This is a genomic window from Desulforamulus putei DSM 12395 (genome assembly GCF_900129195.1).
In the GTDB taxonomy this organism is placed as follows: Bacteria; Bacillota; Desulfotomaculia; order Desulfotomaculales; family Desulfotomaculaceae; genus Desulfotomaculum; species Desulfotomaculum putei.
On the sequence record NZ_FQUY01000016.1, the window covers coordinates 1 to 24,716 of the forward strand.

Annotated in this window: 20 protein-coding genes and 1 rRNA gene; 4 read left to right on the forward strand and 17 right to left on the reverse strand. The window is 50.9% G+C overall.

Going from position 1 to position 24,716, the window contains the following annotated elements; all coding sequences use genetic code 11:
* From BUB67_RS10590 to BUB67_RS16720, 3 genes are all read right to left on the reverse strand, one after another.
* Positions 1 to 159, reverse strand: a 16S ribosomal RNA gene (locus tag BUB67_RS10590); the annotation flags it as partial.
* A 463-nt stretch (positions 160 to 622) separates the two neighbouring features.
* Positions 623 to 2,170: a methyl-accepting chemotaxis protein gene (locus tag BUB67_RS10595; protein ID WP_073239405.1), complete on the reverse strand. Its 1,548-nt coding sequence runs from the start codon at positions 2,168 to 2,170 to the stop codon at positions 623 to 625.
* A gap of 178 nt (positions 2,171 to 2,348) precedes the next feature.
* A complete protein-coding gene (locus BUB67_RS16720; protein WP_073239406.1) occupies positions 2,349 to 2,543 on the reverse strand; it encodes a hypothetical protein in 195 nt (64 codons plus the stop codon).
* A gap of 267 nt (positions 2,544 to 2,810) precedes the next feature.
* On the opposite strand from BUB67_RS16720, the gene BUB67_RS17425 reads away from it, so the two are divergent.
* The gene (locus BUB67_RS17425) at positions 2,811 to 3,140 is read left to right on the forward strand and encodes a transposase (protein WP_084127707.1); all 330 of its coding nucleotides are present in this window, start codon (positions 2,811 to 2,813) and stop codon (positions 3,138 to 3,140) included.
* The gene (locus BUB67_RS10610; RefSeq protein ID WP_143157058.1) at positions 3,086 to 5,008 is read left to right on the forward strand and encodes a DUF294 nucleotidyltransferase-like domain-containing protein; all 1,923 of its coding nucleotides are present in this window, start codon (positions 3,086 to 3,088) and stop codon (positions 5,006 to 5,008) included. Before BUB67_RS17425 ends, BUB67_RS10610 begins: the two co-directional genes overlap by 55 nt.
* Positions 5,009 to 5,057: 49 nt before the next feature.
* Here the strand turns inward: BUB67_RS10610 and BUB67_RS10615 are convergent, their stop codons facing one another.
* The 4 genes from BUB67_RS10615 to BUB67_RS10625 form a co-directional block, all read right to left on the reverse strand.
* A complete protein-coding gene (locus BUB67_RS10615) occupies positions 5,058 to 5,708 on the reverse strand; it encodes a 3'-5' exonuclease (RefSeq protein ID WP_073239409.1) in 651 nt (216 codons plus the stop codon).
* Positions 5,709 to 5,783: 75 nt separating this feature from the next.
* Positions 5,784 to 5,951, reverse strand: coding sequence for a hypothetical protein (locus tag BUB67_RS16445; RefSeq protein WP_159431834.1), 168 nt, complete (start codon positions 5,949 to 5,951; stop codon positions 5,784 to 5,786).
* Between the two features lie 23 nt (positions 5,952 to 5,974).
* Positions 5,975 to 8,029: a solute symporter family protein gene (locus BUB67_RS10620; protein ID WP_073239410.1), complete on the reverse strand. Its 2,055-nt coding sequence runs from the start codon at positions 8,027 to 8,029 to the stop codon at positions 5,975 to 5,977.
* A gap of 12 nt (positions 8,030 to 8,041) precedes the next feature.
* On the reverse strand, positions 8,042 to 8,380 hold the full coding sequence (locus BUB67_RS10625) for a DUF485 domain-containing protein (RefSeq protein WP_073239411.1): 339 nt from the start codon (positions 8,378 to 8,380) through the stop codon (positions 8,042 to 8,044).
* A gap of 919 nt (positions 8,381 to 9,299) precedes the next feature.
* Here BUB67_RS10625 and BUB67_RS10635 point away from each other — a divergent pair.
* Complete coding sequence (locus tag BUB67_RS10635; RefSeq protein WP_238457028.1) at positions 9,300 to 9,725, forward strand: hypothetical protein; 426 nt, start codon at positions 9,300 to 9,302, stop codon at positions 9,723 to 9,725.
* Positions 9,726 to 9,900: 175 nt separating this feature from the next.
* Here BUB67_RS10635 and BUB67_RS10640 read toward each other — a convergent pair whose 3' ends face one another.
* The 3 genes from BUB67_RS10640 to BUB67_RS10650 are packed head-to-tail and all read right to left on the reverse strand — an operon-like array spanning position 9,901 to position 14,674.
* On the reverse strand, positions 9,901 to 12,993 hold the full coding sequence (locus BUB67_RS10640; protein ID WP_073239413.1) for an efflux RND transporter permease subunit: 3,093 nt from the start codon (positions 12,991 to 12,993) through the stop codon (positions 9,901 to 9,903).
* 14 nt (positions 12,994 to 13,007) lie between these two features.
* The gene (locus BUB67_RS10645; RefSeq protein WP_073239414.1) at positions 13,008 to 14,099 is read right to left on the reverse strand and encodes an efflux RND transporter periplasmic adaptor subunit; all 1,092 of its coding nucleotides are present in this window, start codon (positions 14,097 to 14,099) and stop codon (positions 13,008 to 13,010) included.
* Positions 14,100 to 14,119: 20 nt separating this feature from the next.
* Positions 14,120 to 14,674 (reverse strand): TetR/AcrR family transcriptional regulator, encoded by a 555-nt coding sequence (locus tag BUB67_RS10650; protein ID WP_073239415.1) that lies wholly within the window; start codon positions 14,672 to 14,674, stop codon positions 14,120 to 14,122.
* A gap of 253 nt (positions 14,675 to 14,927) precedes the next feature.
* Here BUB67_RS10650 and BUB67_RS10655 point away from each other — a divergent pair, with 253 nt between their 5' ends.
* Positions 14,928 to 16,355, forward strand: a complete 1,428-nt coding sequence (locus BUB67_RS10655; protein ID WP_073239416.1) for an NAD-dependent malic enzyme — start codon at positions 14,928 to 14,930, stop codon at positions 16,353 to 16,355.
* Between the two features lie 109 nt (positions 16,356 to 16,464).
* Here BUB67_RS10655 and BUB67_RS10660 read toward each other — a convergent pair whose 3' ends face one another.
* From BUB67_RS10660 to BUB67_RS10690, 7 genes are all read right to left on the reverse strand, one after another.
* The gene (locus tag BUB67_RS10660; RefSeq protein ID WP_073239417.1) at positions 16,465 to 17,913 is read right to left on the reverse strand and encodes a carbon starvation CstA family protein; all 1,449 of its coding nucleotides are present in this window, start codon (positions 17,911 to 17,913) and stop codon (positions 16,465 to 16,467) included.
* A 138-nt stretch (positions 17,914 to 18,051) separates the two neighbouring features.
* Positions 18,052 to 18,768, reverse strand: a complete 717-nt coding sequence (locus tag BUB67_RS10665; protein WP_073239418.1) for a LytR/AlgR family response regulator transcription factor — start codon at positions 18,766 to 18,768, stop codon at positions 18,052 to 18,054.
* 5 nt (positions 18,769 to 18,773) lie between these two features.
* The gene (locus BUB67_RS10670) at positions 18,774 to 20,522 is read right to left on the reverse strand and encodes a sensor histidine kinase (RefSeq protein WP_073239419.1); all 1,749 of its coding nucleotides are present in this window, start codon (positions 20,520 to 20,522) and stop codon (positions 18,774 to 18,776) included.
* An 80-nt stretch (positions 20,523 to 20,602) separates the two neighbouring features.
* The gene (locus BUB67_RS10675) at positions 20,603 to 21,256 is read right to left on the reverse strand and encodes a DUF2250 domain-containing protein (RefSeq protein ID WP_159431835.1); all 654 of its coding nucleotides are present in this window, start codon (positions 21,254 to 21,256) and stop codon (positions 20,603 to 20,605) included.
* 331 nt (positions 21,257 to 21,587) lie between these two features.
* Positions 21,588 to 22,697 carry an o-succinylbenzoate synthase gene (gene menC, locus BUB67_RS10680; RefSeq protein WP_073239420.1) on the reverse strand — a complete coding sequence of 370 codons (1,110 nt, stop codon included), beginning with the start codon at positions 22,695 to 22,697 and terminating at the stop codon, positions 21,588 to 21,590.
* Between the two features lie 2 nt (positions 22,698 to 22,699).
* Positions 22,700 to 23,530, reverse strand: a complete 831-nt coding sequence (locus BUB67_RS10685) for a hypothetical protein (protein ID WP_073239421.1) — start codon at positions 23,528 to 23,530, stop codon at positions 22,700 to 22,702.
* Between the two features lie 50 nt (positions 23,531 to 23,580).
* A complete protein-coding gene (locus tag BUB67_RS10690; protein ID WP_073239422.1) occupies positions 23,581 to 24,714 on the reverse strand; it encodes an amidohydrolase in 1,134 nt (377 codons plus the stop codon).
* Positions 24,715 to 24,716 lie beyond the last annotated feature (2 nt).

A 24,716-nucleotide genomic window follows, 5' to 3' on the forward strand; every position in this document is an offset into this window, starting at 1 on the left:
AGCTGTTATCCCGGTCTACCAGGCAGGTTATCCACGCGTTACTCACCCGTGCGCCACTAGGTTTAAGATTCGCAAGCTTCCTCTTAAACCCCGTTCGACTTGCATGTGTTAGGCACGCCGCCAGCGTTCGTCCTGAGCCAGGATCAAACTCTCCATAAAAATATCTTCAATATTTTTAAAGAGTTTTGGCTCTTTGTTATCCGTGAATTACTCGCCAGCGTCTTTGTTCACGCTTGACGAGGATGTGGTCTGTCACAGTTTCATCTTATATCGATGACTTTTGACTTGACCTGTTGTGCATCCATCATCCACTGTTTAGTTTTCAAAGACCAGCTTGTCAGGCCCGATCTCGCGATCGGAATTTTATCTTACCACAACTTTCACTGTTGTTGCAAGTGAAAGTTGTGGTAATTTGCTGACCACCTTATCGACGGCAAGAAGCTCATCTTACCACTTTCATTGGCTTGTTGCAAGTGGTAATTTTAAACCGCCATCTTGCGGCGACATTTATTATGTTAACACTTGTTAAAGAATTATGCAAGACCTTTTTTAAAAAGTGTTGTTGTTCTGTGATAATGTCACCTTATAACCGTTCTGTGATATTGTATTTTTTCTCTCATTTTTAAAATTTAAACTTATGAACCAACTCGTTTAAGTCGTCGGCCATCTTTGAAAGTTGTTCAGTGGCCGCCGTAACTTCTTCAATGGCTGCGGTTTGTTCCTCGGTGGTTGCGGCTACATTTTGCACACCTTCAGAGATTTGTTCAGCAGCCATGGCTACGCTTTGCACCTGCCTGGCCAGCTCCTCAACCGAACCAAGTATACCGATGAATTTATTGCCAACCTCCCGGACAACAACAGCTCCGTCGTTTGCTTGCTTGTTGCCGTTCTGCATAGCCAGGACAGCCCTCTTTGACTCGACCTGGACCTGGCCGATGAGCTGGTTTATTTCCTTTGCAGCATTACCGGATTGTTCAGCCAGTTTTCTGACTTCCTCGGCAACCACCGCAAAACCGCGCCCCTGTTCTCCGGCCCTTGCCGCTTCAATGGCTGCGTTGAGGGCAAGCAAGTTTGTCTGTTCGGCGATGGCGGTTATCAGATCAACAATTTGATTAACCTTCATGAGAGTATTTGAAAGCAAGTCAACAACTTTGGAGGCCTCGTCGCTGGTTGCCTTTATTAACTCCATTTGCCCGGTTACCTGTTCTGCTCCTTGCGCCCCAAGTTCTGCTTCCCTGGCGGCTTGTCCTGACAGATCGGCTACATGTTTTGCGTTGTTGGCAACTTCTTGGACACTGGCAGCAACTTCAGTGACGGTGGCTGCTGTTTCAGAGGCACCGGCAGAGGTCTGCTGTGCCTGGGCAGCCAGCTGTCTGGATGAATCATTTAACTGGCCGGCAGCTTTTGTTAGTTTTTCCAGCACATCTTTGAAGCTCTCCCGCATCTTGTTCAGCGCCGTTGCCAGCTGGCCCAATTCATCGGATGACTTTATATCAACAGTCTCCCTGAAATCTCCGTCGGCATATTGCGAGGATACTTTACCAACCTGGCTGAGGGCCCTGGTGATTGGTTTGGTTATCAAATAGGCAAGCAATGACCCGGTAAGGATACCAATTGCCAGCAATATCAGAGAAAGCTTTTCTATCCTTTCCTCTGTGCCAGCCAGATTCTGCATAGCTGTGTCAAGGGACCTTTTCTGGTATTCAAGATATTTGTTTGTTTGAGTAAGAACTTTGGCATTGGCAGGAGCCGCCACATTTGACATATAAGAGGCAGCGGTCTGTTGCCCTTGTTCCTTATAGAGTTGGATTATCGTCGGGGGAAACGGTTCGTATTCTCTCGCCGCTTGTTTCAACGGGTCAAATACTTCTCGATTTTTTGCATGCTTATCCAGAAAAGCAAGCTGCTCATCCGCTGTTTTTTTGGCTTCATCATAGTCACCGATAAACTTTTCATCTCCCGTGGCTAGGTAACCACGAACTGCTGCCCCTTGGCGGGCCACATTCAAAGCAAATGAGTGGGCAGCATTCAGGTTGGGCAGCCTATGTTCTGCCAAATCATCTATATTTTCGCGTACCTGTTTTAATTGGTAGTAATTATAGACCACCATAACAGACATCAAAATCAATAACGAGATAAACCCGGCCCATATTTTATGCGATATTTTCATGGAACATCCTCCTTTTATCCTGTACTCTTTTCAAGGGAAAGTTCTTGGCTGGCTTTTCATGGAGTGTTTTCTTGTTCAAGGCGGGCCCGTTCGTTTTGGAGTCCTTGGATGTATTCACGTAATCCTTCTGAACACTTTTCTATTTCACGTTGGACTTCGTGGGGATGGTTTCACCGGGTCAACACCTACCTGATAATACTTTATCAGAGAAACGCCCACGAAACAAACCTTTTATTGGGTATTTTTTTATCCAAGCATCGGCTTCCTCTACCACTTGTCCCAGACGCTCCGAGGCGTCAAAGCGCTTAAAGAAAGCGTTGATTCGGGTTTGGATCTGGATATTTTCAGATAACTCTGTTATAATGGACGGCAAGCAAAGCACCTTCCTTTCGGTTGATGGGTTGTTTGCTAGCTCCATTATCCAGAAGAAAGAGGGTGTTTTTGCTTATTTATAAAATACCTTAGTTTATCATGTTTCAAGAAAAAGATCAACTGCGAAAGTTGAGTTGCTAAGTCCTATCCAGACCTCCATAAGAGTAGTGCCGTCTGCCTTGTTCAGCGGTTTTCAGAAGAACAGGCATAACAAAATTATCGTTTCTTGTCCCAAAGATGAAGCTCCCTTGCGTGCTCACTTTAATGAATCGAGAAAAACTCTTCGGCTCATTTTGATCTAAACATATACAAACAGTGCCCAGTAAAAAATAATTGCCCGGTCCAGAAGAAAAGTGCCGTTTTACGCGTCAGCCAAAAATCTGTACTTGCAGCTAATACCAGGGAACGTATGTCCGTTACATCAGAACATAAGGAAGCTGCCAGTAAGCGCGCTGCAATTGAAGGAACGACTCAAGCCTTAAAGAGGGCACATGGCGCCCGCTTTTTGCAGGGGAATCAGGTATACAAAAGGAGGTGTTTCATGTGGAAGCCGGTGTTAGAGAAATACTACAGTCCATCGTTCCCTTCAATACACTGAACCGGGATATACTGGAGGAAATTGCTCCTCAGTTGCATCTCCGCCGTTACAAAAAGGGGGAGTATGTTTTCCGGCAGGGTACCCCCAGCCTTGGTACTCTGTTTGTTCTTGTGGAGGGGTTGGCAGAAGTAACGGTAACCGGCGAGCGCGGCACCGAAAGTGTGGTGGGTTACCGCCGCCCTCACGAGTTTTTTGGCGAGACGGCATTTTTTACGGGTAACACCTATTCGGGTTCGGTACGCGCCAGGGAACCAATGGTCTGCCTGGTGATTCCCAGGGAAGTTTTTGAACGCCTGATGTACAATCACCATGGCGTGGCCCGCTTTTTCGACCAGGTACTGTTGGACCGGATGCGATCCCTTTATGAGGAGATTGTCAACGAGCAGTCTTTTGAGGCCTATGGAGCCTCGGAGTCCAGCCTTTTTCGCCGGCGTGTCAGTGAACTTATGTCCAGCCCGGTGGTCACCTGCCAACCTTCTGACCCGGTGACCGTAGTGGCCCGCCTTATGAGTGAGCGCAACATTAGTGCTGTAATCGTTGTTAACCGGCAGGGAGAACCGGCCGGACTGATTACTGAAAAGGGTCTGGTAGCAAAGCTGATTGCCCAACCCCGTAATCCGGAAGACTGTAACGCCGGGATGGTGATGGAAACAAATCTGGTGTCCTTGCCGCCTGACGCCTATTTGCACCAGGCCCTGCTGGCCGTGATTAAAGGGGGAGTCAAACACCTGGCGGTAGTGGAAGAAAAAAAACTGGTGGGGATCGTCACCCTCGTGGATTTGGTTAAAGCCCGCAGCACCGGCACCCTGTGGGCAGTCCACCGCATTGACGATCAGCAAACCCTGGCAGGTCTGGCAGAAACCGGCCGGGAGGTGGACCTGCTGCTGAATGCTCTGGTGGCCGAAAAGGCACCTGTACCGGTGATCTTTGAAGTCATGTCCGAAATGCACGAGCGTTTAACCAGAAAGGTGATTACCCTCTGTGAAGAGGAAATGGAGAAGGATGGCTACGGGCCACCACCACTGCCTTACTGTTGGCTAAACCTGGGTAGTGCCGGGCGCCGCGAGCAAACACTGCGCACCGATCAGGATAATGCCATTGTTTTTGCCGATCCGCCGCCTGATCAGGCATCTATTGTTACCAACTACTTCCTGCGCCTGGGGGAAAAGGTGGTGGAAGGATTGGCCCAGTGCGGTTTCACCAAGTGCCGGGGGATGGTTATGGCCTCTAACCCCAAATGGTGCCGTTCAGTTAGTGATTGGCGAAAGATTATTGACATATGGATTAAACGACTGGATCCCGCCGAAGTTCGGATGCTTACCATTTTCCTTGACTTTCGCCCGGTATACGGGGAGGCCCTGCTGGCCAAATCACTTTGGGAGCAATTTTTTACGTCTTTCCGTACCCCCAATCCAGCTTCACACCTGCTGACCGATGACGAATTACAATACCGTCCGCCACTGGGTTTCCGCAATAACATTATCACCGAAAAGTCCGGTCCGCACCGGGATGAAATAAACTTAAAAACAGCGGCCGGGGTACACATTGTGAACTGCCTGCGCATTTTTGCCATCAATTATGGCATAACCGAAACATCTACCCTCGGACGTCTCCGGGAACTGGTGACGCTGGGCGCCATTGGCCAAGACGAGGCAGAATATATTCAGGCAGCTTATGAAACCATTATGATGTTCCGCATACGGGAAAACCTGCGCAAGCACCAGCAAGGAAAGGAACCGGACGATTACATTAACCCGTACCGGCTCAGCAAACGGGAGCAGGACATCCTTCGGGATTCTCTTTCGGTCATTGTAAGGCTGCAGAAATTAACTAACAAATTTTTTACTGATCCATGGCGAAGTAGATAAAAGACGTCCGCCTGACTTATACAGGCGGACGTCTTTTTATAAATATGAATTAGTACAAGCTGCAATAACAGAGAAAATCAGCAAGGTCACGGAGATTTTTAATACCCCGTTGTTCCAGTTGGGGAAACATAGCTTTTAGCAGCCGCGCCGTCATCAAGGAATCGCCCAAGGCGGTATGCCGTCCCTCCACCGGGATGCCGTAGGCCCGGGCCATATCTTCCAGCGAGCGATGCCGCCAATGGGGATGCAGTATTCGCCCCAGAACAAATACATCAAGGCTATGGGCAGCACATAGAGCGTCCCTCCCGGCGCTGCGCAGTGCCGGGTTGAGAAAGGCCAGATCAAATCCAACATTGTAGCCGGTAATAATGCCACCCCTGGCAAAATCCAGGAATTGGGGCAGGATTTCCTCAAGGCGGGGTTGACCGGCCAGCATTTGGCCGTCAATCCCGGTAATGGAGGTGGCAAGCTCCGGGACGGGCCGCTGAGGATCAATTAAGGTAGAGAAACGGTCGGGAGCAACTTCTCCACCGATTAAACGTACTGCCGCCAGAGAAATTACCCGGTCACCATGCTCCGGCTTAAGCCCGGTGGTCTCGCAATCCACCACCACAAAACACTGCTCCCGCAGGGGTACCTCCGGGTCGTGCAGGCCGAAGCGACCTGCCGTGGGCTGTTGCACAAACTTCCCTCGGGCCAATGCCCTGCTCCCCTGCCCTAGGGATTTCAACATATTGAATAACAGGTTGTTTGAAACCATCCCGCTTCAGCCTTTCTACCAGCGGGGCCAGAAGACGGCCATGCCCGCCCCGCTAAGTACCGCCAGGCCAAGACCCATGGCTGCGGAGAGCCCCCAACATTCCACTGCGGCCCAGATTAAACCGAGAACAGCCAGATAAGCAGTGTACAAAACCGTACCCCGCCGCCAGGATTTACGTGCCACCATGAATCCCCCCTGCTTGCTTTTTAATGGGTACCTGCCGGTGCCGGATTCGACCCATCCTTAATATACTCGTCTCTTAAGGCCAATTCTTCCGGAGCGTGCAATACCAGCATCTTACGGCCGGCATCACGGGGCACCGCATCCGGAGTGAGCAAGGAAACAACAAAGATCAGGATCAGGGCGAGGGGGACTGCCCAGATTGCCGGTTGTTCGGCCAGGGACCGGATAACAGGGTTTGCTGCATAAAAGGCGCCAAGGGACGGAATCACTTTTTTATCCGCCAGCATTACCGACACAATGGCCACCAGGGCTGAAATGCCCCCACCAAGCATACCTGTTGCCGCTCCGATAAAACTGGTCCTGCGCCACCATATGCTTACGATAAGCATTGGGAAGTAGGATGCCGCAGCAATGGCGAAGGCCCAGCCAACCATCATATTAATGTCGAAGTTCTCTACCATAGTTCCCAGAATCATGGCCGTTACCCCCCCGCCGACGGCGGCAATGCGGAAGGCCCTCAGGCGCTGGCCGGGAGAAGCCTGCGGGTTAATCATATTCCCGTAGATATCATGGGCCAGGGCTCCTGTAATGGAAACCAGCAGGCCCGAGAAGGTGGTCATAAAGCCGGCAAAGGCTCCGGCCGAGGTGATCCCCGAGAGCAGGTCTCCCAGATAAGGCATTGCCCCGTTTAAGATATGAGGCATGGTCAAAACCACTGAATCTGTGCTAAAGGCGCCGCCGGTAACGGCATATAGATGCGGTACCAAATTACGACCTAAGGCTCCCCACATGGGCGGGAACACATAGAAACAGCCCAGCAATATCAGTACCCAAAAAGCAGTACGCTTGGCTGTCCGGCCGTCCGGATTGGTGTAAAACCGCACCAGGATGTGGGGCAGACCGGCGGTACCGCAGATGATGGCCAGAATCAGAGAATAGGTGTAAAGGAGCGGGTGCCCGTACTTACTGGTAAAAGGTCCGTAGGGTTCCAGCCACTTTTTATCTGGCGGGGCATTGGGCACTTTCTCACCTTTGGGATACATGATCTGTACATTTTCTTTACCGGCGGCAGGAAAGACGGTAAGTTTGACCGGCACGGTTTTGGGTTTGCCGTCGCTGCCGGGGGAACCTGCAGGCACAGGGTCGCTGACGGTAAAACTGCTGCCGGGCGGAAAGATATAAAGAGTAACTTTTTTCCCGGCAATATCCCGTGTAGTGGTTTGGCCGGGCAACCCGGAGATGATCATCTTCTCCGCCGGGACAGTGGCCCCGTTGGGCAGAGGCTTGGCCGTTGCTACTGCTACTTCCGCCCCGTTGACAAAGGTGGCTGTAGCCCCGGCATTAAAAATAATTTCATTGGATGGTGCCTGCGGCTTATAGGAGACGGTTGTGTCCTCCTTAAACTGAGGTATAGATTTGCCAGCTTCACCCTGGTTACCGATTTTGCTCATATGCTGCTGGTAACCCCCAACCATGGAAAAAAGAATAAATATAGGGAGAGAGATGGCAAACATCTTAACCCAGTACTGAAAAGCCTGCACAAAGGTAATCCCTTTCATGCCGCCTAAAGCCACGTTAAAGGTGATAACAGCTCCAACCAGAACAACGCCAACCCAGTAGGGAGTGTGCAGGATATTAACCAGTGCTACTCCTGCCCCCTTCATCTGCGGCATGGTGTAAAAAAAGCCGATAACCAGAACAAAGATAACTGCAATTTTACGAAAAAGCGGGCTGGAGAAGCGCCCCTCGGCAAAATCCGGGATGGTGTAGGCGCCGAATCTTCGCAGTGGGCTGGCAATAAACAGCAACAGAAAAAGATAACCGGCTGCATACAAGGCTGGATACCAAAGTACGTCGTAACCGAATTTCATAACCATGCCGGCTATCCCCATAAAAGAGGCCGCCGATAGATATTCGCCCGAGATGGCTGCGGAATTCATGGGTACGCTGACGGAACGGGAGGCAACATAAAGATCCGCTGCGCTGCGCACCGAACGCTGTACGTAAAAACCAAGTCCGATGGTGCCGATCACCAGCACGGTTACACATAGTAAGGGAATCCAAGAAATACCGGTCATTTTCTTTACCTCCTAAAACTTTTTGGCACGCTTGGCAATTGCGTGTTCAAGATCCAGCGAGAGTTTTACATAGATATAAGCAACCGCCCACGTCAACGGGTAGAACAGGACGCCAAGAAAAAGCCAACTCCCTGTGAAACCAAAAATACGGGCATTGGCAAAGGACGGCAGATAGAAGTTTACCAAAGGCAGGCCAAGGAGAATGACAACAAATACGGCAAAAAGAGCCAAGCTTAAACGCAGTTGCTTAAACATAATTAAGTTTAGAAATTCCTGGCTATACAAATCCATGGGTTTTGCATCCGGTGAAGATGGTTGGTCGATGGTATTTTTCTGTGTAGCAACCTCCATGTTTTTCCCTCCTGATTCTTTATTTCACTTTGCCTGTCAAACAGTTCACAGACTTTTGTCTATCGTAAATTCTTTTTCTTTACAGCCGGCACTATTTCTCTTTCATGTGACCCATCCTCCCTCGTGAAAGCCTTCTTTTTTTAGTACATTTCCATTATAGTTACCCGGCAACATCAGGTCTAACAAGATTCCGCCAAGTGCGGTATTTTCGTGTTAATAGCCATGCTTTCAAGAAAGGCTGCCCGGGCACAAAAATGCTGCATTTCCTCTAAACCGTTAACAGTAAAAAAACCCACGCCAGTTACCATAACTGGCAGCCAATTAGTAAGCCATTATTTGCTTACCGTTTAACCGGGTTTATGACAAACTGTAGGCTGTAAATTACTGCTTAAACAAGAAATACTAAAAAACGTTCAACCCGGGTTTAGTTATAGGATGTTTTATAAATAAGCAAAACACCCTCTTTCTGGTATAATGGAGCTAGCAAACAACCCATAAACCGAAAAGGGGGGTGCTTATTTATGAAAAATTTAGTTTTATCATGTTTCAAGAAAATGATTAACTGTCACAAGCAACCTTTTCATAAATTGCCCCCCTTTATTATTTGATAACCGAGTATAAAAGAATGCCAGTGTTCAGTAAATAAAACACCGGTCAACAACCATATTAACCGGTCCAACCGCTTACCAATGACGGCGGGCCGTTTCCTCTTGCTGGGGAAATCCGTTTTAATATAATGACGGGAAACATAGGGAGTATCCACCACCGCCAGGGTGCTGCCGTCCCCCTCTCCCCATATGATCCGTTCGGAGACCAAAATAGTATAAACATGACATTTGGCCTAGAGGAAAAAAGCAATTTTTGTAAAATAGATATAAATAAGAACGAATATTGACAAGGTGGTAAATTCTTGATTAATATGAAAAACTTGAAATTTACAACGGAAAAAATTGAAGATTTTACTCTTTCCGGGGACTTCGATCAGCTTTGCAACCTTTGCGGCTGCACCGGAGCTGAAATACAACCCGACGTTGAATATGTGAACAACAAGGATGTAAAAAGCCTCTGTTTGTCAATCTATTGTTCATCCAAGGAATGTAGGAATTTATCCTACTATGACTTCCTTTTGGAAAATAAATTAACAGCCAGCGCCTCTGTGGAGGATTTTATACCGTTGCCAAAGGGTCTGAAAATAATCTGCAATCAATGCGGCAATCAAGATATACAGGTTAAAGTGAAAATGGAACAATCGGGTTTTAAGTATGTCTGCGACCTTGTCAATGTATCCCTCTCCTGCTCCTGCGGCAATTGCGCGCAGCATCAGTTCCTGGGGAAATATTTCTAGCGGTAAAAAGACATGGCCTGCGCCGGCGCAGGCCATGTCTTTTAAAATTTACTGTTGAGTTGCTGCCAGAGCAATCGGTGGTAGGGCAGTTTGGCCGTCCCTTCCAGGGTTACGAGTTTCTCCCCGGCTACCCTCTCGCTGCCCACCAAAAGCGTGCTTCTTTTGGTAATGCTCATTATGAATGATTTACGGTTGTTGATTTTGGGGAACGTGAGAAAATTCGCTGCTTTAATCTATGACTCTTCCCTTTAAAATCATCCAGCAGGGTATAAATAACCGGCACCACCACCAGGGTCAGCAGGGTAGAGGTGATCAAGCCCCCGATAATGGCATGTGCCATGGGTGCCCGGCCTTCGGCCCCGGGGCCCAGGGCCAGGGCCAGGGGCATCATACCCAGGATCATAGCAGTAGAGGTCATCACAATAGGACGCAGACGGGTCAAGGCGGCCTTACGGAGGGCTTCGTTGCGCTCCACTCCCTTGGCTCGCTCCTGTTTGGTAAAGTCTATCAAGAGAATAGCGTTCTTTGTGACCAGACCCATCAGCATGATAATACCGATCATACTCATAATACTCAAGTCACTGCCCACAATGAGCAATCCCAGAATGGCCCCGACAATGGCCATGGGCAGCGACAGCATAATGGAGAGGGGATCGATATAGCTCTCAAACTGGGCGGCCAGAATAAAGAAGATAAACAGAACGGCTGTAATCAAGGCCAGTACCATGGCGGTAAAAGTCTCGCCCATCCGCTCCGAATCGCCGCCCTCAAAGAAGCGGTAGCCCGGGGGCAGCTTCATCTCCTTTGCCACCCGTTCCTGAAAGGCCTTGTTGAATTCGCCCAGCGAAATGCTGCCGTCGATGTTACAGGATAACACGATTTCTTTGGTTCGGTCAAAGCGGTTAATCTGACTGGGCGAGGTGGAAAACACCGTCTCAGTCACCTGGCTTAAAGGAACCATGGTGGATCCGTGCTTGCCGGGCAGGTAGATATTGCTGAGATCGGCCAGGTTTGTACGGTGGCTTTCGTCCAGGCGAACCCGAACATCAAAACGGTCTTCGCCGTCCTCGTACTGGCCCACCACCACCCCGTTGAACAAGGTGCGCAGGGTATCGGCCACCGTGGCGGTGCTTACACCCAAGTCGGCGGCCACATCCTGTTTAATTTGAATTTGTGCTTCCGGTTTACCGGGCTTGAAACTGCTGGAGACGTCCACGGCACCGGGGATGCTTTCCATGATTTTTTGGGCCTGTTCCGCATAGACCTGAAGCTGGTCCAGGTCATCCCCCAGCAGCCTGAATTGAACCGCTGCACCGTCGCTCATGCCGGCCTGCTGGTTAATGGTCACCTTGACCCCGGGAATGGTATTCAGCTTATGCCTCATATCCATGGCCAGTTCATCAATGGTTTTGTCCCGTTCATGCTTGTCGACCAGTTTAACAAAAATATTGGTCTGTTCTGCAGTCACGGTGGAATAAACTTTGGTTACTTCCGGGTAGCTTTGCAGAACCTTTTCCATTTTCTCGGTAACTTTGCCGGCGGCTTCCATACTTAGACCGGCATCGAGATCCGCCACCACGTACAGTTCCCCGATGTCTCCTCCCGGCACAAAGGTGGAGCCCAGCAAGGGGATCAGCATGAGACTGCCAAAGAACAATATTAGCGCAATCCCGATGGTCTTTTTGCGATTTCGCAAGACCACCTGGAGAAAATCTGCATATTTTTGGGTAATATGATCAAATCCACGGTTAAACCATTTGATAAACTTACCCACGGGCCCCCTAGGCACATATTCTTCGTCCTTTAAGTAGCGGGAGGACAGCATGGGTACCAGGGTAAAGGCCACAAACAGGGATACCAGCACACTGAAGACTACGGTAATCCCAAACTGTTTGAAAAATTGACCCACGATACCCGTCATCATGCCCACCGGCAGAAACACCGCCACAACGGTCAGGGTGGTGGCAGTTACTGCCAGGCCAAGCTCGGTGGTACCGTCCCGGGCTGCATCCATAGGGCTTTTCCCCATCCGCAGGTGACGTACAATATTCTCAATGACCACAATGGCATCGTCAATCAGCAGACCCACCGCCAGGGAAAGGGCCATCAGGGACATGAAGTTTAAGGTGAAACCCAGCATCTTCATGGCAAAGAATGTGGCAATAATGGATGTGGGAATGGCCAGGGCGCCGATTAAAGTGCTGCGCCAGTCCCTGAGAAAAATGAAAACGGTCAGGACAGCCAGCACACTGCCCTCAATCAGGGTATTCCTTACGTCGTTTACCGCATCCCTGATATTGACGGAGTTGTCCCGGACCAGATCCAGTTGAACGCCCGGCGGCAGTTCCTTTTTAACCTCTTCGATGACTTTCTTGATCTCGTTTGCTACTTCGACGGTGTTGGCGCCGGATTGCTTAATGATATCAATGCCAATGGCCGGTTTGCCCTGGTAACGGGAAATGCTGTCCTGTTCCTCTACACCGTCAACCACGGTGGCGATATCCTTAACATATAACTGGACCCCTTCACGCTGCGCTACAGGCAGGTTGGCAAATTCATTGACCCTGTCGATGTTGCCCACTGTTCGGAGCGTCATCTCCCGGTCGCCGCTCCCCACCTTACCTCCGGGAACTTCCATGTTCTCACTGCGCAGGCTGTTGACGACCTCGCCGGTGGTAAGCCCGTAGGCTGCCAGCTTGTCTTTGTCCAGTTTAATGTGGATCTCCCGTTTTACATCACCGTAAATATTGATGGACCCCACGCCATTGACAGTTTCAATCCTTCTTTTAATTAAATCCTCCACCACTGTGGTCATCTCACGCAGGGAGATGTTCCCGGTTACCGCCAGAGAGGCAATGGGCGCAGCCGAAGGATCAAAGCGGGCGATAATTGGTTCCTCTATATCCTGGGGTAAATCTCCCCGGATGGTACCGATCTTATCCCGCACGTCCTGGGCAGCCACTTCAGGAGATGTCTCCAGGGAAAACTCGGCAAAGACGGTAGCAACTCCTTCCCGGGCGGTGGAATAAATATGCTTTACCCCGGAAATCTGCCCGATGGCCTCCTCCAATTTGGTAATAATCTTTGTTTCTACCTGTTCCGGTGAAGCCCCGGGCTGCACGACGGTAACTACCACATAGGGAAATTCAACTTCGGGATAGTCGTTAATATTCAGGCCAATATAGCTGATAATACCCACGGCCAACAGTGCCAGGATCGTTACCGTAGCAAAAACCGGCCTTTTTAAACTGAGGTTGGTAAGAAACATATTTTATCCTCCTGTTAGTTGGCGATCTTTACCATATCCTGGTCTTTTAATTTGTTGACATTGGTAATGACCACCTGTTGACCCTCGGTGAGTCCTTTCTTGATTTCAACTGATTGATCAATGATTTGTCCGATCTCCACCTGAACACGCTTTACTTTATTGCCTTCCGGTACAAAGACAAAATACATCCCCTGCTTGGTGGTCAGGGCGGCCTGGGGAACGGTTAAGGCGTCCACTGCCTCCCCGGTTTTTACCTGTACTTTGGCAAACATACCGGGTTTTAAAAGTTTTTCCGGGTTATCAACTTTAATCTTGGTCTCAAAAACCCGGGCTCCCTTGTTGGCCACCGGATTGATAACTTCCACAACCCCGTTGAATTTTTTGTCGCCATAGGCATCCACAGTTACATCGGCCTTTAAACCGGGCTTCACTTTGGCCAGGTCCTTTTGCTCGATATTGACAACCACGTAAACGGCTGAAATGTCTTCAACGGTCATCAGGGGAGCTCCCTGAGGAGAAACCATTTGTCCCGTGGTAACATTACGGTTTGCCACCAGTCCGCTGATGGGTGAACTGATGGTGGCGTTTTGCAAGGCTTCCTGGGCTGAAGCTGCGGCAGCCGCAGCTGAACTGGCATCCGCTTCCGCCATTTTCAGGGCAGCTTCCGCCCCTTCAAATTCCTTTTGGGAAATGGCCCCCTGCTTATGTAGTTCCTGATATCTTTGAAAATCCGCCCGGGCCGTGGTGAGGCCGGTTTCCGCCTTCTTGAGGGCGGCCTGACTCATAGCCAGCGTATTGACAAAATCCTGGGTCTCCAGGAGAACAAGCGGTTGACCGGCGGCCACCTGATCCCCGTTCTCCACCGTCACTTTACTGACCCGGCCGGAGACTTTGGCACTGATTACTGCTTGATGATAGGCTTCAATACTGCCGGTAAGGGCCAGGGCATTTTCAACCTTTACTTTGGCCACCGCCCGGGTGGCAACAGTCTGCACCGGTAAATCCTGTTTGGTTTCACTTTTACCCCACAAACTGCCGCCTTTCATAACACCGAAGGCTAATACCGCTACCACCGGAATTAGCCACAGTTTCCATTTCCTCTTCATTCTCGCTTCCCCTTTACCACTTATTCTCTTTTTAAAATACCGTACAGAATAATATTTTTAACCTGTTCCATGGCCTGGCTTATTGTCAGGCCATGTTGGTTTAAAAATTTATAATCAAACAGGGCATCGATGGTTTTATCCAGGGTTAATCCAATAATAGCCGGGTGAAGATCATCCCTGATATCGCCCTTTTCTTTGCCTGTGGCCAGCAATTTTTTTACATGTTCACACTTAAACTCGCCTATGGCATCGGCCTTGGCCCATTCTTCCGGGAAAAAACGCTGTAGTTCCTCCAGCAGCCAGTTCGGTACTTTTTCGTGGTTATCACAAAATACAACCTCTTTAAATTTTTCAATCCAGCCTCCTTCCGTTTGCATGGCCTCGATTGTGCGGGCCTTTTCCATTTCCATGTGTGCGTCTACCACCGCGCTGATAATTTGATTTTTACTGTCAAAATACTTATAGACAGTCTTTTTGCTGATACCCAGGTCTGCGGCAATGTCATCAATGGTGAACTTCCTAAAACCAAATTTTTTAATTTGCTCCATAGCTGCCTGAATAATTTTATCTCTCAAAAATCAAGCCTCCCTTCAGAAACCAATGCAGTTCCCTCAGTTTCTAAGTGTAACGTTACCAGTAATACCGGTTGACGTCAAGTTAATTATTATTAATGATTAAAATATTGAAAGTTCAAACAACTTGCAGGATAATAAAATAATGAAATATATAGGTTGTCAGTGTTTATGAAAGTGTAAATAATACTTATTAGGTAAGACGTTGTTTCAGCACAAAATATTTCACTTTTTATGAAGAGGGATGATTTTTCTAATGGTTATGTCTTTGAATATTACGATTCGACTGAGGCTTGCTAACCGTCCCGGTACCCTGGCCAGGGTACTCAATGTCATTGCCCGGGAAGGGGGCAGCCTTGGGGCCATTGATTTGGTTACTGCCACCCCGTCGTACATAACCAGGGACTTGATGATCCGTTTACGGGAGAGGGGGCACCTGGAAGAGCTGGTTCAGGCATTGCAAAACATGCCGGATGTCCAGGTCATCCATGTGGCGGACCGGGTCTTCACCCGTCACCTGGGCGGTAAAATTGAAATAATCCCCAGGAGACGGATAGAAAACTGGGAGGACCTGTCGCTGGTCTATACGCCCGGTGTGGCGGTGATCTCCGAAACCCTGGCCCAGGAGCCGGAAATGGCCTATAAATTGACCATGAAAGGAAATACCGTAGCCATTGTAACCGACGGCTCGGCGGTGCTGGGTTTGGGGAATTTGGGGCCCACCGGGGCGCTGCCGGTGATGGAAGGCAAGGCTGTTCTGTTCAAGCAGTTTGCCAATGTGGACGCAGTACCCATTTGCCTGGATGTCCATGAACCTCAACAGATCATCGATGCTGTGCTGGCCCTGGCACCGGCCTTTGGAGGCATTAACCTGGAGGACATTGCCGCCCCGAAATGCTTTGAGATTGAGGAAAAACTGAGCCAATTGCTGGATATTCCCGTTTTTCACGACGACCAGCACGGCACTGCCATTGTTACAGTGGCAGGTCTTATCAATGCTCTGAGGGTAGTGGGCAAGACCATGGATAGTATTAAAGTGGTTATGAGCGGCGCCGGTGCCGCCGGGGTGGCCATTGCCAAAATGCTGCTCCGCGCCGGTGTTCGTAATTTGATTGTCTGTGACAGAAAGGGTGCCATCTCCCGGAACAACCTGCCCAAAGATTCTTCCAAAGCCTGGATTGCGGAACATACCAACCCCGAAGGAATACAGGGGAGCTTGAAGGAAGTCATTGCGGGGGCTGACGTATTCATTGGCGTCTCCGGTCCGGGCCTGCTAAATCGGGAAGACATCCTGAAAATGTCCAAAAAGCCGGTTGTCTTTGCCCTAGCCAACCCCGACCCGGAAATTCAGCCGGAGGAAATTTACGATATCGCAGGGGTGATTGCCACCGGTCGATCCGATTATGCCAACCAGATTAACAATGCCCTGGCCTTTCCCGGTGTCTTCCGGGGCGCCCTTAACTGCCATGCCCGCACCATCAATGATGAGATGTGCCTGGCGGCTGCCTACGCCCTGGCCGGCATCATTACCAGCGATCAGCTTACGGCCGAAAATATCATTCCATCTGTCTTCAATGAAGAGGTGGCCCCGGCAGTGGCCCGGGCGGTGGAGGAAGCGGCTGAACGCACCGGCGTGGCCAGAAAAGTAGCGGCAGGCTTTGATGGAGAAGTTTTTAAGCCCTAGAACGGAAAAGACAAAATAAAGGCTAAAGCAAAAAATAGGTGACAGGAGTTCCTTAACTCCCGTCACCTAAATTTAGCAGCATATATCGATTTTCAGAAGGGGCCAAGTTTTATGATACCGGCTTTTTGGCCGGGGATACTGTCAGTTGGTCGTTGTTCATTCCCAGGACTTTCTTAATAAACAGCCCGATGGGAATCAGGGCCAGCACAAAGCCCAGAGGGTATGCGATGCCGGTGGCCAGCTTAAATCCTTCCGGCGCCATCAGGATGTAGGTGAAGGTCACTACGGTCATGAAGGCAGCGGGAACCGAAGCCACCCAATGGAACTTTTTCTCTTGTACAAGGTAAACGGCGGCTGCCCACAGCATGATCATGGCAGTGGTCTGGTTGGCCCAGGCAAAGTACCGCCACAGGAAGTTAAAGTCAATCAGTGTGAGCAGGTAACCCACGGTGAACAGCGGAATGGCAATGACCAGCCGTTTGCCAAAGGGCTTTTGGTCCATTTTCAGAAAGTCCGCAATCAGCATCCGGGCGCCGCGGAAGGCTGTGTCACCGGAGGTAATAGGCAGTACGATGACACCCAGCACTGCCATAGTACCACCCACGGCGCCCAGCATGGTGGTGGCCACTTCCTTCACTACACCGGCGGGACCGGGGCCACCGGGCGCCAGCACGGCGGCCAGGCCTTCATAGCTGCCGTAGAAGGACATGCCGGCAGCGGCCCAAATCAGGGCAATAATTCCTTCGGCAATCATCATGCCGTAGAAAATCTTACGGCCATATTTTTCATTTTGCGTGCAGCGGGCAATAATGGGAGATTGGGTGGCATGGAAACCGGAAATGGCGCCGCAGGCAATGGTAATGAACAGCAGCGGCCAGATGGGTGCGCCTTTCGGGTGCATGTTGGCCAGGGTGAGCTCAGGAATATGATACCCCTGGAGGATTAAGGCACCAGCTACACCAAAGGCCATAATTAACAACAGGGCGCCAAAGAACGGGTACACCCGGCCGATAATCTTATCAACGGGCAGCAGGGTGGCCAGAACATAGTAAACTAAGATGATACCAACCCAAACGCCTAATGTCATCCATCCCGGTGTCAAGTTTGCCAGCAGTTTGGCGGGACCGGTCATAAACACGGTTCCCACTAGGACCAGCAGAACCAGTGCAAAAACATTGGTAAAGGCTTTCATGCCTCTGCCCAGATACTTACCTACCATGTCCGGCAGACCCGCTCCGCCGTTTCTCACAGAGAGCATCCCGGAGAAGTAGTCGTGTACCGCACCGGCAAAGATGGAGCCAAGCACAATCCATATAAAGGCCACGGGACCCCACAGGGCACCCATGATGGGTCCAAAGATGGGACCCAAACCGGCGATGTTCAACAGCTGAATCAGGCTGGCCCGCTTCCACTCCATGGGAACGAAATCCACACCGTCTTGCTTGGCGTAAGCGGGGCATACATTGTTTTCATTTACGCCAAATACTTTTTCTACGAATTTACCGTAGGTAAGGTATCCAACAATGAGTAAAATAATTGCAGCCAGAAAAGTAAACATGTGCTTCCCTCCTTTATTGATTTCTTGAGTCAATTTAATTTTAATGCAGGAGGAAAGCTCTGTGTTTAATTTGCGTATACTTTGTCAAAAAGCTCGCACAAATGGTTCATATAACTGTCTAAAAGGAAACCGGCACTCCTAGATACCCAACAGCCGTTTAATTTCTCTCATGCCGCTGCGGCTTACCGGCACCCTGGAGGATTTATTGTCTTTCATTACCAGTTGGTAGCCATGAAAGGCAGGTTCAATTTTTTCAATCTTGTTAACATTAACCAAAAAGCTGTGGTGAGGCCGAAAAAAGGAAACTTTATCCAACCGCTGTTCCAGGCCTTGTAGCGTATAGTTAACCTTATATTCCTTGTCGAATGTTTTTATGATTACTTCCCTGCCTTGGCGGCCGGCGTAGACAATCTCTGCGGGGTCCAGCAGCGTGATCAAGTCTTCATCACTGACGGCAATCTTGTTTTGCAAAGGGTGATGCCCGGTCTTTCTTTGGTTAACCAATCGCCTCAGTTTGTCGATGGTTTCCGCCACCCGTTGTTCAGAAAAGGGTTTCAACAAATAGTCCACTGCATTCACCTCAAAGGCTGCCAGTGCGTGGCGGTCATAGGCGGTGGCAAATACCACCAGGGGGGGATCTGTCATACGGGCCAGCTTCCGGGCCACTTCCAGCCCGTCTCCCCCGGGCATGGATATGTCTAAAAACACGGCATCCGGCCGCTCTTTTCGTAAGGCCAGCAGGGCGGCATGGGCATCCTCCGCCTCGGCCACCACCTCCAAGCCGGCATGCTGTTTTAACAGGTATACCAGTTCATCCCGGGCCGGGGCCTCATCATCCACCACCACAACTCTCATGCCAATCACTCCTCTTGCTGTACAGTCAAGGGTATTCTAAACTGCACCGTTGTACCCCCATGGGGGGAACTCTGAATAGAAAGACCGTAACCGGGGCCGAAGACCCCCTTTAACCTGCTGTGTACATTGATGAGACCAATCCCCCCCTCATGCCGGTTGTTCTTCCCTTCTAACAAACTTTTTAGTTTCTCCGGGTCGATCCCGACGCCATTGTCTTGGACGGTGATGAGAAGGTCTTCATTTTGTTGGACAGCTCTAATAGAAATCATAGATTCATCGGTAAATTTGATAAACCCGTGCTGGACGGCGTTTTCCACCAGCGGCTGCAGGGTTAAAGGCGGCAGGGATGCCCCAAGAAATCTGTCGGGAACATCGACGATTACCTTTAAGCGGTGGGAAAAACGAGCCTGCACCACCGCCAGGTAGGCCTGCACATGTTTTAATTCTGTTTCAAGATTTGTCCATTTACTTAAGGAGCTCTTCAAATTTTGCCGGATGTAATTACCCAGCTCTATGAGTACCTTCCGGGCTTCATCAGGATTGGTTCGAATTAAGGAAACTACGGTGTTTAAGGCATTAAACAGGAAGTGCGGATTAATTTGTGCCTGCAGCGCCTTGATTTCCGCATCCTGCAGCAGCCTGGCCTGCCTCTCGGCTTCCCCTAACTCCAGCTGTGTGGAAAAGAGCTGGGCCAAACCCCGGGCCAGCTCCACCATTACTTTGTCCGGCCTGCGCCGCTTGACAGAATATAATTTGAGGGTTCCGATAATCTTTTTTCCGCTGTAAAGGGGAACCACGATGGCCGATTGCAGGGGACATTGTCGGTTTTTGCAAAGGATTTCCGAAGGGTTGGCAGCGGTTTGCAGTTGGCCGTGCTCCAGCACACGCTTGGTAACTTCGGTCAAAATGGGCTGGCCGGGCAAGTGGTGGTCCGCCCCTTCCCCCACATGGGCTAATATAAACCGGTGGTCGGTAATGGCCACCGCACCCGCCCCTGATTCTTCATAAATAATACGGGCAGTGGCCAGAGCAGAGTCAAAATTTAAACCGGTCCGTAAATGGGGCAGGGTTTTGTCGGCAATGGCCAGGGCCTTTTGCGCTTGAACCGCGCCAATGGTTTTTTCACGCTCTACCACCGCGTGGATAATGGCCATAAACAGCGCAATGCCCAGGCTGTTTGCAACGACCATGGGTATGGCAATGATTTGCACCAGGGCCAAGGCCTTGGCAAAGGGTTTGGCCACCAAAAGGATAATGGCCATTTGTCCCATTTCTCCGGCCATGCCCGTGGCCAGAGCCACCCCCGGAGAAATGATGCCATGCCGCCGTATCCTGGAGTAAACCAGTCCTCCCAGCAGTCCTTCATAAACGGTGGAAATACCGCAGGCAATATCAGTAAAGCCGCCTAGGGACATCCTGTGGATACCGGCAATGAGCCCGGCCCCCAGGCCGGTGAGGGGACCGCCCAAAAGGCCCGCCACCATCACCCCAATGGCCCTGGAATTGGCAATGGCATCCTCATAGGAAAGGGAGCCGGGGAAACGGTGCTGCACCTCTCCGGGACTGACGGTGATGCCGGTATAGGTGCCGATAATACCTAAAAATCCAAAGATCAGGGCCAGAAGGAACCTGCTTTGTGGATTGGGTCGGTTGTCCAGCAAGGTGCGAAAACCCGACCAGCGGGTAAACAAAAAAGCGATGGCCACTATAATGCCCATACGTTCTGCCATGGAGATTAACAGGGACCAGGACAATACAGCCACCTCCTTGACCATAGGGTTTCTAAAAAACCTTTACCTTATTAGGGTCCATGAAAACCTGTCGCCTCATGGCTTTATCCTTCGGACAAATCTTCCAAACCCCGGCGCAGTTTTCGAAGATAATGCCTGCCTTCCCGGGTGATTCGATAGTAGGTATGGTTCATGTGCTTGATCCAGTCCTTTTGCCGGTGGTAGCCCTCCAGCATATTGCCCGGCACCCTTTCCAGCAGGCCCTTTTCCAGCAGGGCCTCCAAACGCCGGCGGGATTCTGCCACATCAAGGCCGATATTGATACCCAGCCGCCAGGCATATTCCGGCCCGGCATACTCAATAAACTTAAGGATGGCCAGGTCCGTCTCGTCTTCGACCTCCTCGGGCAACAACCCCATCTCCATGAGCGTCTGGTAGACCTGCAGGGCCTTATCCCGGCAGAGGTCCAGGTATTCCCGGTGAAGGGATACCAGTTCATGTTCTTCGTCCGGTTCCTTCTCGCCAATCATTTCTTCCAGTTCTCTAAGATCCTTCACAAGGCTTCTTAACTCATGAAAAAGGAGGCATTTTGGGTTTAAGTCGTTTAGTTTTTTGGCCAATTCGGGCATCCTGCAGGGGTCGGTGCTTACCTCAGGCTTAGCCAGCAGCCTGTGCACCTCATCCCTTTCCTGAACAATTTTATCAATTCTTGACCAGATTTCTTCATCACTGAGATATTTGGCATTGAAAACAGGCATGGTCCACCTCGTAGAAAAGGAGCTATTCCTAGCATACTTCCCGGCGGTCCCTTTCATAATACCGGGTTTATTTTACCTTCACGAGGATTCCACAATGGGATTGCATGGCATATACGATATTGGCGATAGGATCGTGACGTAACCGTTTTTGATAAGTGTTTGTGCCATAAATCAAATCTCCTCACTTTTTTCCAAGGGGCAACCCGCTTGTCGAAAATTGCAGTATATACATTCTTTAGTACCACAACACTTGTTAGAATCCTGCCCGGCACTTTGTTTTGCCAGAATCAAAAAACCTGCCCGTGGGGCAGGTGAAATGAATTATTCCTTCTTACCGCCGAAATGTCTCGCTGTACAGAGTGAACTGATCAATGATCTCCCGCACCGGCTCATAGCCGATACCTGGCCTGTCCGGCACTTGAATGAGACCCTTTTCCACCGTGACCTCCGGTTGGATGATGTCCTGCTCCCAGTACCGGCTGGAGGCGGCGGTGTCGCCGGGCAGGGTGAAACCGGGCAGGGTGGTGAGGGCCACATTGTGAGCCCGGCCCACGCCGGCCTCCAGCATACCGCCGCACCATACCGGGATTCCCTTATCCCGGCAGTAGTCGTGAATGCGCCTAGCTTCCGTGAGGCCGCCTACCCGGCCGATCTTAATGTTAATAATGCGGCAACTACCCAATTCGACGGCTTTGCGGGCATCCTCCCGGGAGTGAATGCTTTCGTCCAGGCAAATGGGGGTTTTCATCCGTTTCTGCAGGGCGGCATGGTCGATAATATCGTCATGGGCCAGGGGCTGTTCCACCATCATTAAATCAAATTGATCCAACTTCACCAGATGGTCCATGTCCCGCAGAGTATAGGCCGAGTTGGCATCCGCCATCAATTGAATGTGCGGGAAACGGTTGCGCACAGCGGCCACCACGTCAACATCCCAGCCCGGTTTAATTTTTATTTTGATCCGGCGGTACCCCTCGGTGACGTACTGTTCCACAAGGGACAGCAGCTTTTCCACCGACTCCTGGATGCCGATGCTGATGCCCACTTCAATTTCACTGCGCTCCCCTCCCAGGGCCCGGCTGAGAGGAATGCCCTGCTGCTTGGCATAGAGGTCCCAGATAGCGCCCTCCAGGGCCGATTTAGCCATGTTGTTGCGGCGGATATGACTGAAAATGGCCGTGACCTCCTGGGGGTGCTGCAGAGTCTTTTGGCACAGCAGAGGAATGAGAAAGTCTTTCATCATCAGCCAGTTGGTGCCGACAGTTTCTTCATTGTAAAGGGGCTCCTTCATGGCCACCGACTCGCCCCAGCCGCTGCGCCCTTCCTGATCCCGGACTTCCACTAGAATAAAGTGTTTGTCCCATTCGGTGCCAAAACTGGTTGTAAAGGGGGCCTTCATGCGCATTTGCATAGCCCGCAGGGTAATAGAGTGAAACTTCATAATTACTCTCCTTTCTGCCAGGGCGCCCGGGGGATGGACAGAGATGCACGGGGTACCAGCAAGTACTCATGTACCGGTTCCCCCCGGTGAAGCCGGAATCCCGCCACCGCCCAACCGGCGGCAAAGCGTTCAACGAACACCTGCCGGGTGTACTGTCGCCATTCCCTGGCCAGTGCCAAATCTTTTTCTCTCATGTCCTGAAAATATGCCGGCACAGCCACCCTCAGCACCTGCGCATCCAGGATGCTGTCCGTCAGCTTGTGTGGGACCGGGAACCCGCCGTCATTCAATTGCCACTCAATAAGGCTGATTTCCTTGCCCTGGGGCAGGATATGTCTTTCCCGATCAAGCCACCATTCCACTTTAAAACGATCCGTGGGCAACCCCTTGTTCATGGAGTCGTTCATTTCGCCATAGCAATTTTCTATATAGGTGGAGCAAATGACACCCAGTTTGCCAACATTGAGGTAGCCGTTGGGAGTTAACAGGGGATCGTAGGTCCAGGTCATCAGCCGGTAACCCTTGGCCAGGGCCGCTTCGGCCTGGGCAAGTTTCAGTTTTTCGCCGATTCCCATGCTGCGCAGGTCCTTCCGCACAGCCAGAGTATGGGAACAAAGGTAAATCTGGTTATTTAAAAAGCCCGGAAAACTGTAAAGCATTCCCACCATTTGCTCCCCCAGAAAAGCACCCAGCAGAACACCGCCGTTCCTTGCCACCGTTAAGGTTTGGTGTATGGGCACAGGTATTTCGGTTTCCCACACCGATTGTTCCAATTCCTGCACGGCTTTCATATCGGAAACCGTTGTCAAGGGTCTAATGACGATCTCATCCATTATAGCGAAACCTCCTGAATAACTTTTTGCCGGTTCCCGGTAACAGTTTGTCACGGGGTTCCGGTGCAGGCATACCAGACCGCCCTGGCCAGGATTTCCGACCCGTCCAGCAGGTATTGGCGCTCAAACCGCATGTCCGGGTGGTGCAGCCCCGGTTCCAACCGGCATCCCAATCCCAGCATGGTTGCTTTAATCCCTGGGCGCAGGCGGGTGTAATAGTGAAAATCTTCGGCGCCCGGGGTCATCACCGGGGGCGCCAGGTTTTTCCCACTGATGGTATCGGTGATGGCGCGGGACAAAATTTCCATTGCTTGCGGACTGACTTCAGCCGCCGGTGTTTCCACCCCTTTGGTAAAGCGGATTTCAGCGCCATAGACCCCGGCCAGGCCGGCTGCCAGCTGCTCCACTGCGGTCACCAGTTCATTCATATGCCGGTTGGTTTGGGCCCTTACATCCAGCGTAAAGGCTGCGTGGTCCGGAATAATGTTGGCAGCTTCACCGCCGGCCCAAAGGCGGGTCATTTTTATGGAGGCCGGCTGCAAGGGATTCCAATGCAGCCCATGAATCATCTGGACCAGCATGGCAGCCACTTCAATGACATTGATCCCCAGGTGGGGCCTGGCCCCGTGGGCGCTCAGGCCCTTGATTTCACCATGCAGCAGGCAGGCTGCCCCGTTTTGGATGGCCGGCGCGGCAAGACCGCCGGGTAATTCCTGTATAGGTCTTAGATGCACACCGAACAGAAAGTCCACATCATCAAGGGCCCCCTTTTCAATCAGCCGCAGGGCCCCTTCGCCCGTTTCCTCTGCCGGCTGGAAGATTACCTTCACCCGGCAGTTTTTAGGCCGGGGCATTTTCCTCAGGGCAGCGGCAGCGGTGAGGACCATGGCCATGTGGGCATCATGACCGCAGGAATGGATAAATTCGTCACCCTTTTCTGTCCGGTGGCAGAGGGCGTCCATATCCGCCCGCAAAGCCACCGTGCAAGGTCCGTCGCCCAGCACACCGATTACACCGGTACAATCGGGGAAGGTGATGGTTTGATAACCTAGTTCCCGAAGCTGCTGTTGCAAAAAGAGGGTTGTTTTATTTTCCTGCCAGGCAGGTTCCGGCATGGCGTGCAGCTGATCAAAGGCCTGCTCAAGATAGGGCTGCCAGCGCTGCCGGTCAAAGATAAAGCCCATGT

Bases quoted from the DNA above. Each gene is read 5' to 3' on its own strand.
- BUB67_RS10595 (WP_073239405.1), bottom strand. From the start codon at position 2,170: ATGAAAATATCGCATAAAATATGGGCCGGGTTTATCTCGTTATTGATT.
- BUB67_RS10620 (WP_073239410.1), bottom strand. From the start codon at position 8,029: ATGACCGGTATTTCTTGGATTCCCTTACTATGTGTAACCGTGCTGGTG.
- BUB67_RS10625 (WP_073239411.1), bottom strand. From the start codon at position 8,380: ATGGAGGTTGCTACACAGAAAAATACCATCGACCAACCATCTTCACCG.
- BUB67_RS10635 (WP_238457028.1), top strand. From the start codon at position 9,300: ATGAAAAACTTGAAATTTACAACGGAAAAAATTGAAGATTTTACTCTT.
- BUB67_RS10640 (WP_073239413.1), bottom strand. From the start codon at position 12,993: ATGTTTCTTACCAACCTCAGTTTAAAAAGGCCGGTTTTTGCTACGGTA.
- BUB67_RS10645 (WP_073239414.1), bottom strand. From the start codon at position 14,099: ATGAAGAGGAAATGGAAACTGTGGCTAATTCCGGTGGTAGCGGTATTA.
- BUB67_RS10655 (WP_073239416.1), top strand. From the start codon at position 14,928: ATGGTTATGTCTTTGAATATTACGATTCGACTGAGGCTTGCTAACCGT.
- BUB67_RS10660 (WP_073239417.1), bottom strand. From the start codon at position 17,913: ATGTTTACTTTTCTGGCTGCAATTATTTTACTCATTGTTGGATACCTT.
- BUB67_RS10665 (WP_073239418.1), bottom strand. From the start codon at position 18,768: ATGAGAGTTGTGGTGGTGGATGATGAGGCCCCGGCCCGGGATGAACTG.
- BUB67_RS10675 (WP_159431835.1), bottom strand. From the start codon at position 21,256: ATGCCTGTTTTCAATGCCAAATATCTCAGTGATGAAGAAATCTGGTCA.
- menC (WP_073239420.1), bottom strand. From the start codon at position 22,697: ATGAAGTTTCACTCTATTACCCTGCGGGCTATGCAAATGCGCATGAAG.
- BUB67_RS10685 (WP_073239421.1), bottom strand. From the start codon at position 23,530: ATGGATGAGATCGTCATTAGACCCTTGACAACGGTTTCCGATATGAAA.
- BUB67_RS10690 (WP_073239422.1), bottom strand. From the start codon at position 24,714: ATGGGCTTTATCTTTGACCGGCAGCGCTGGCAGCCCTATCTTGAGCAG.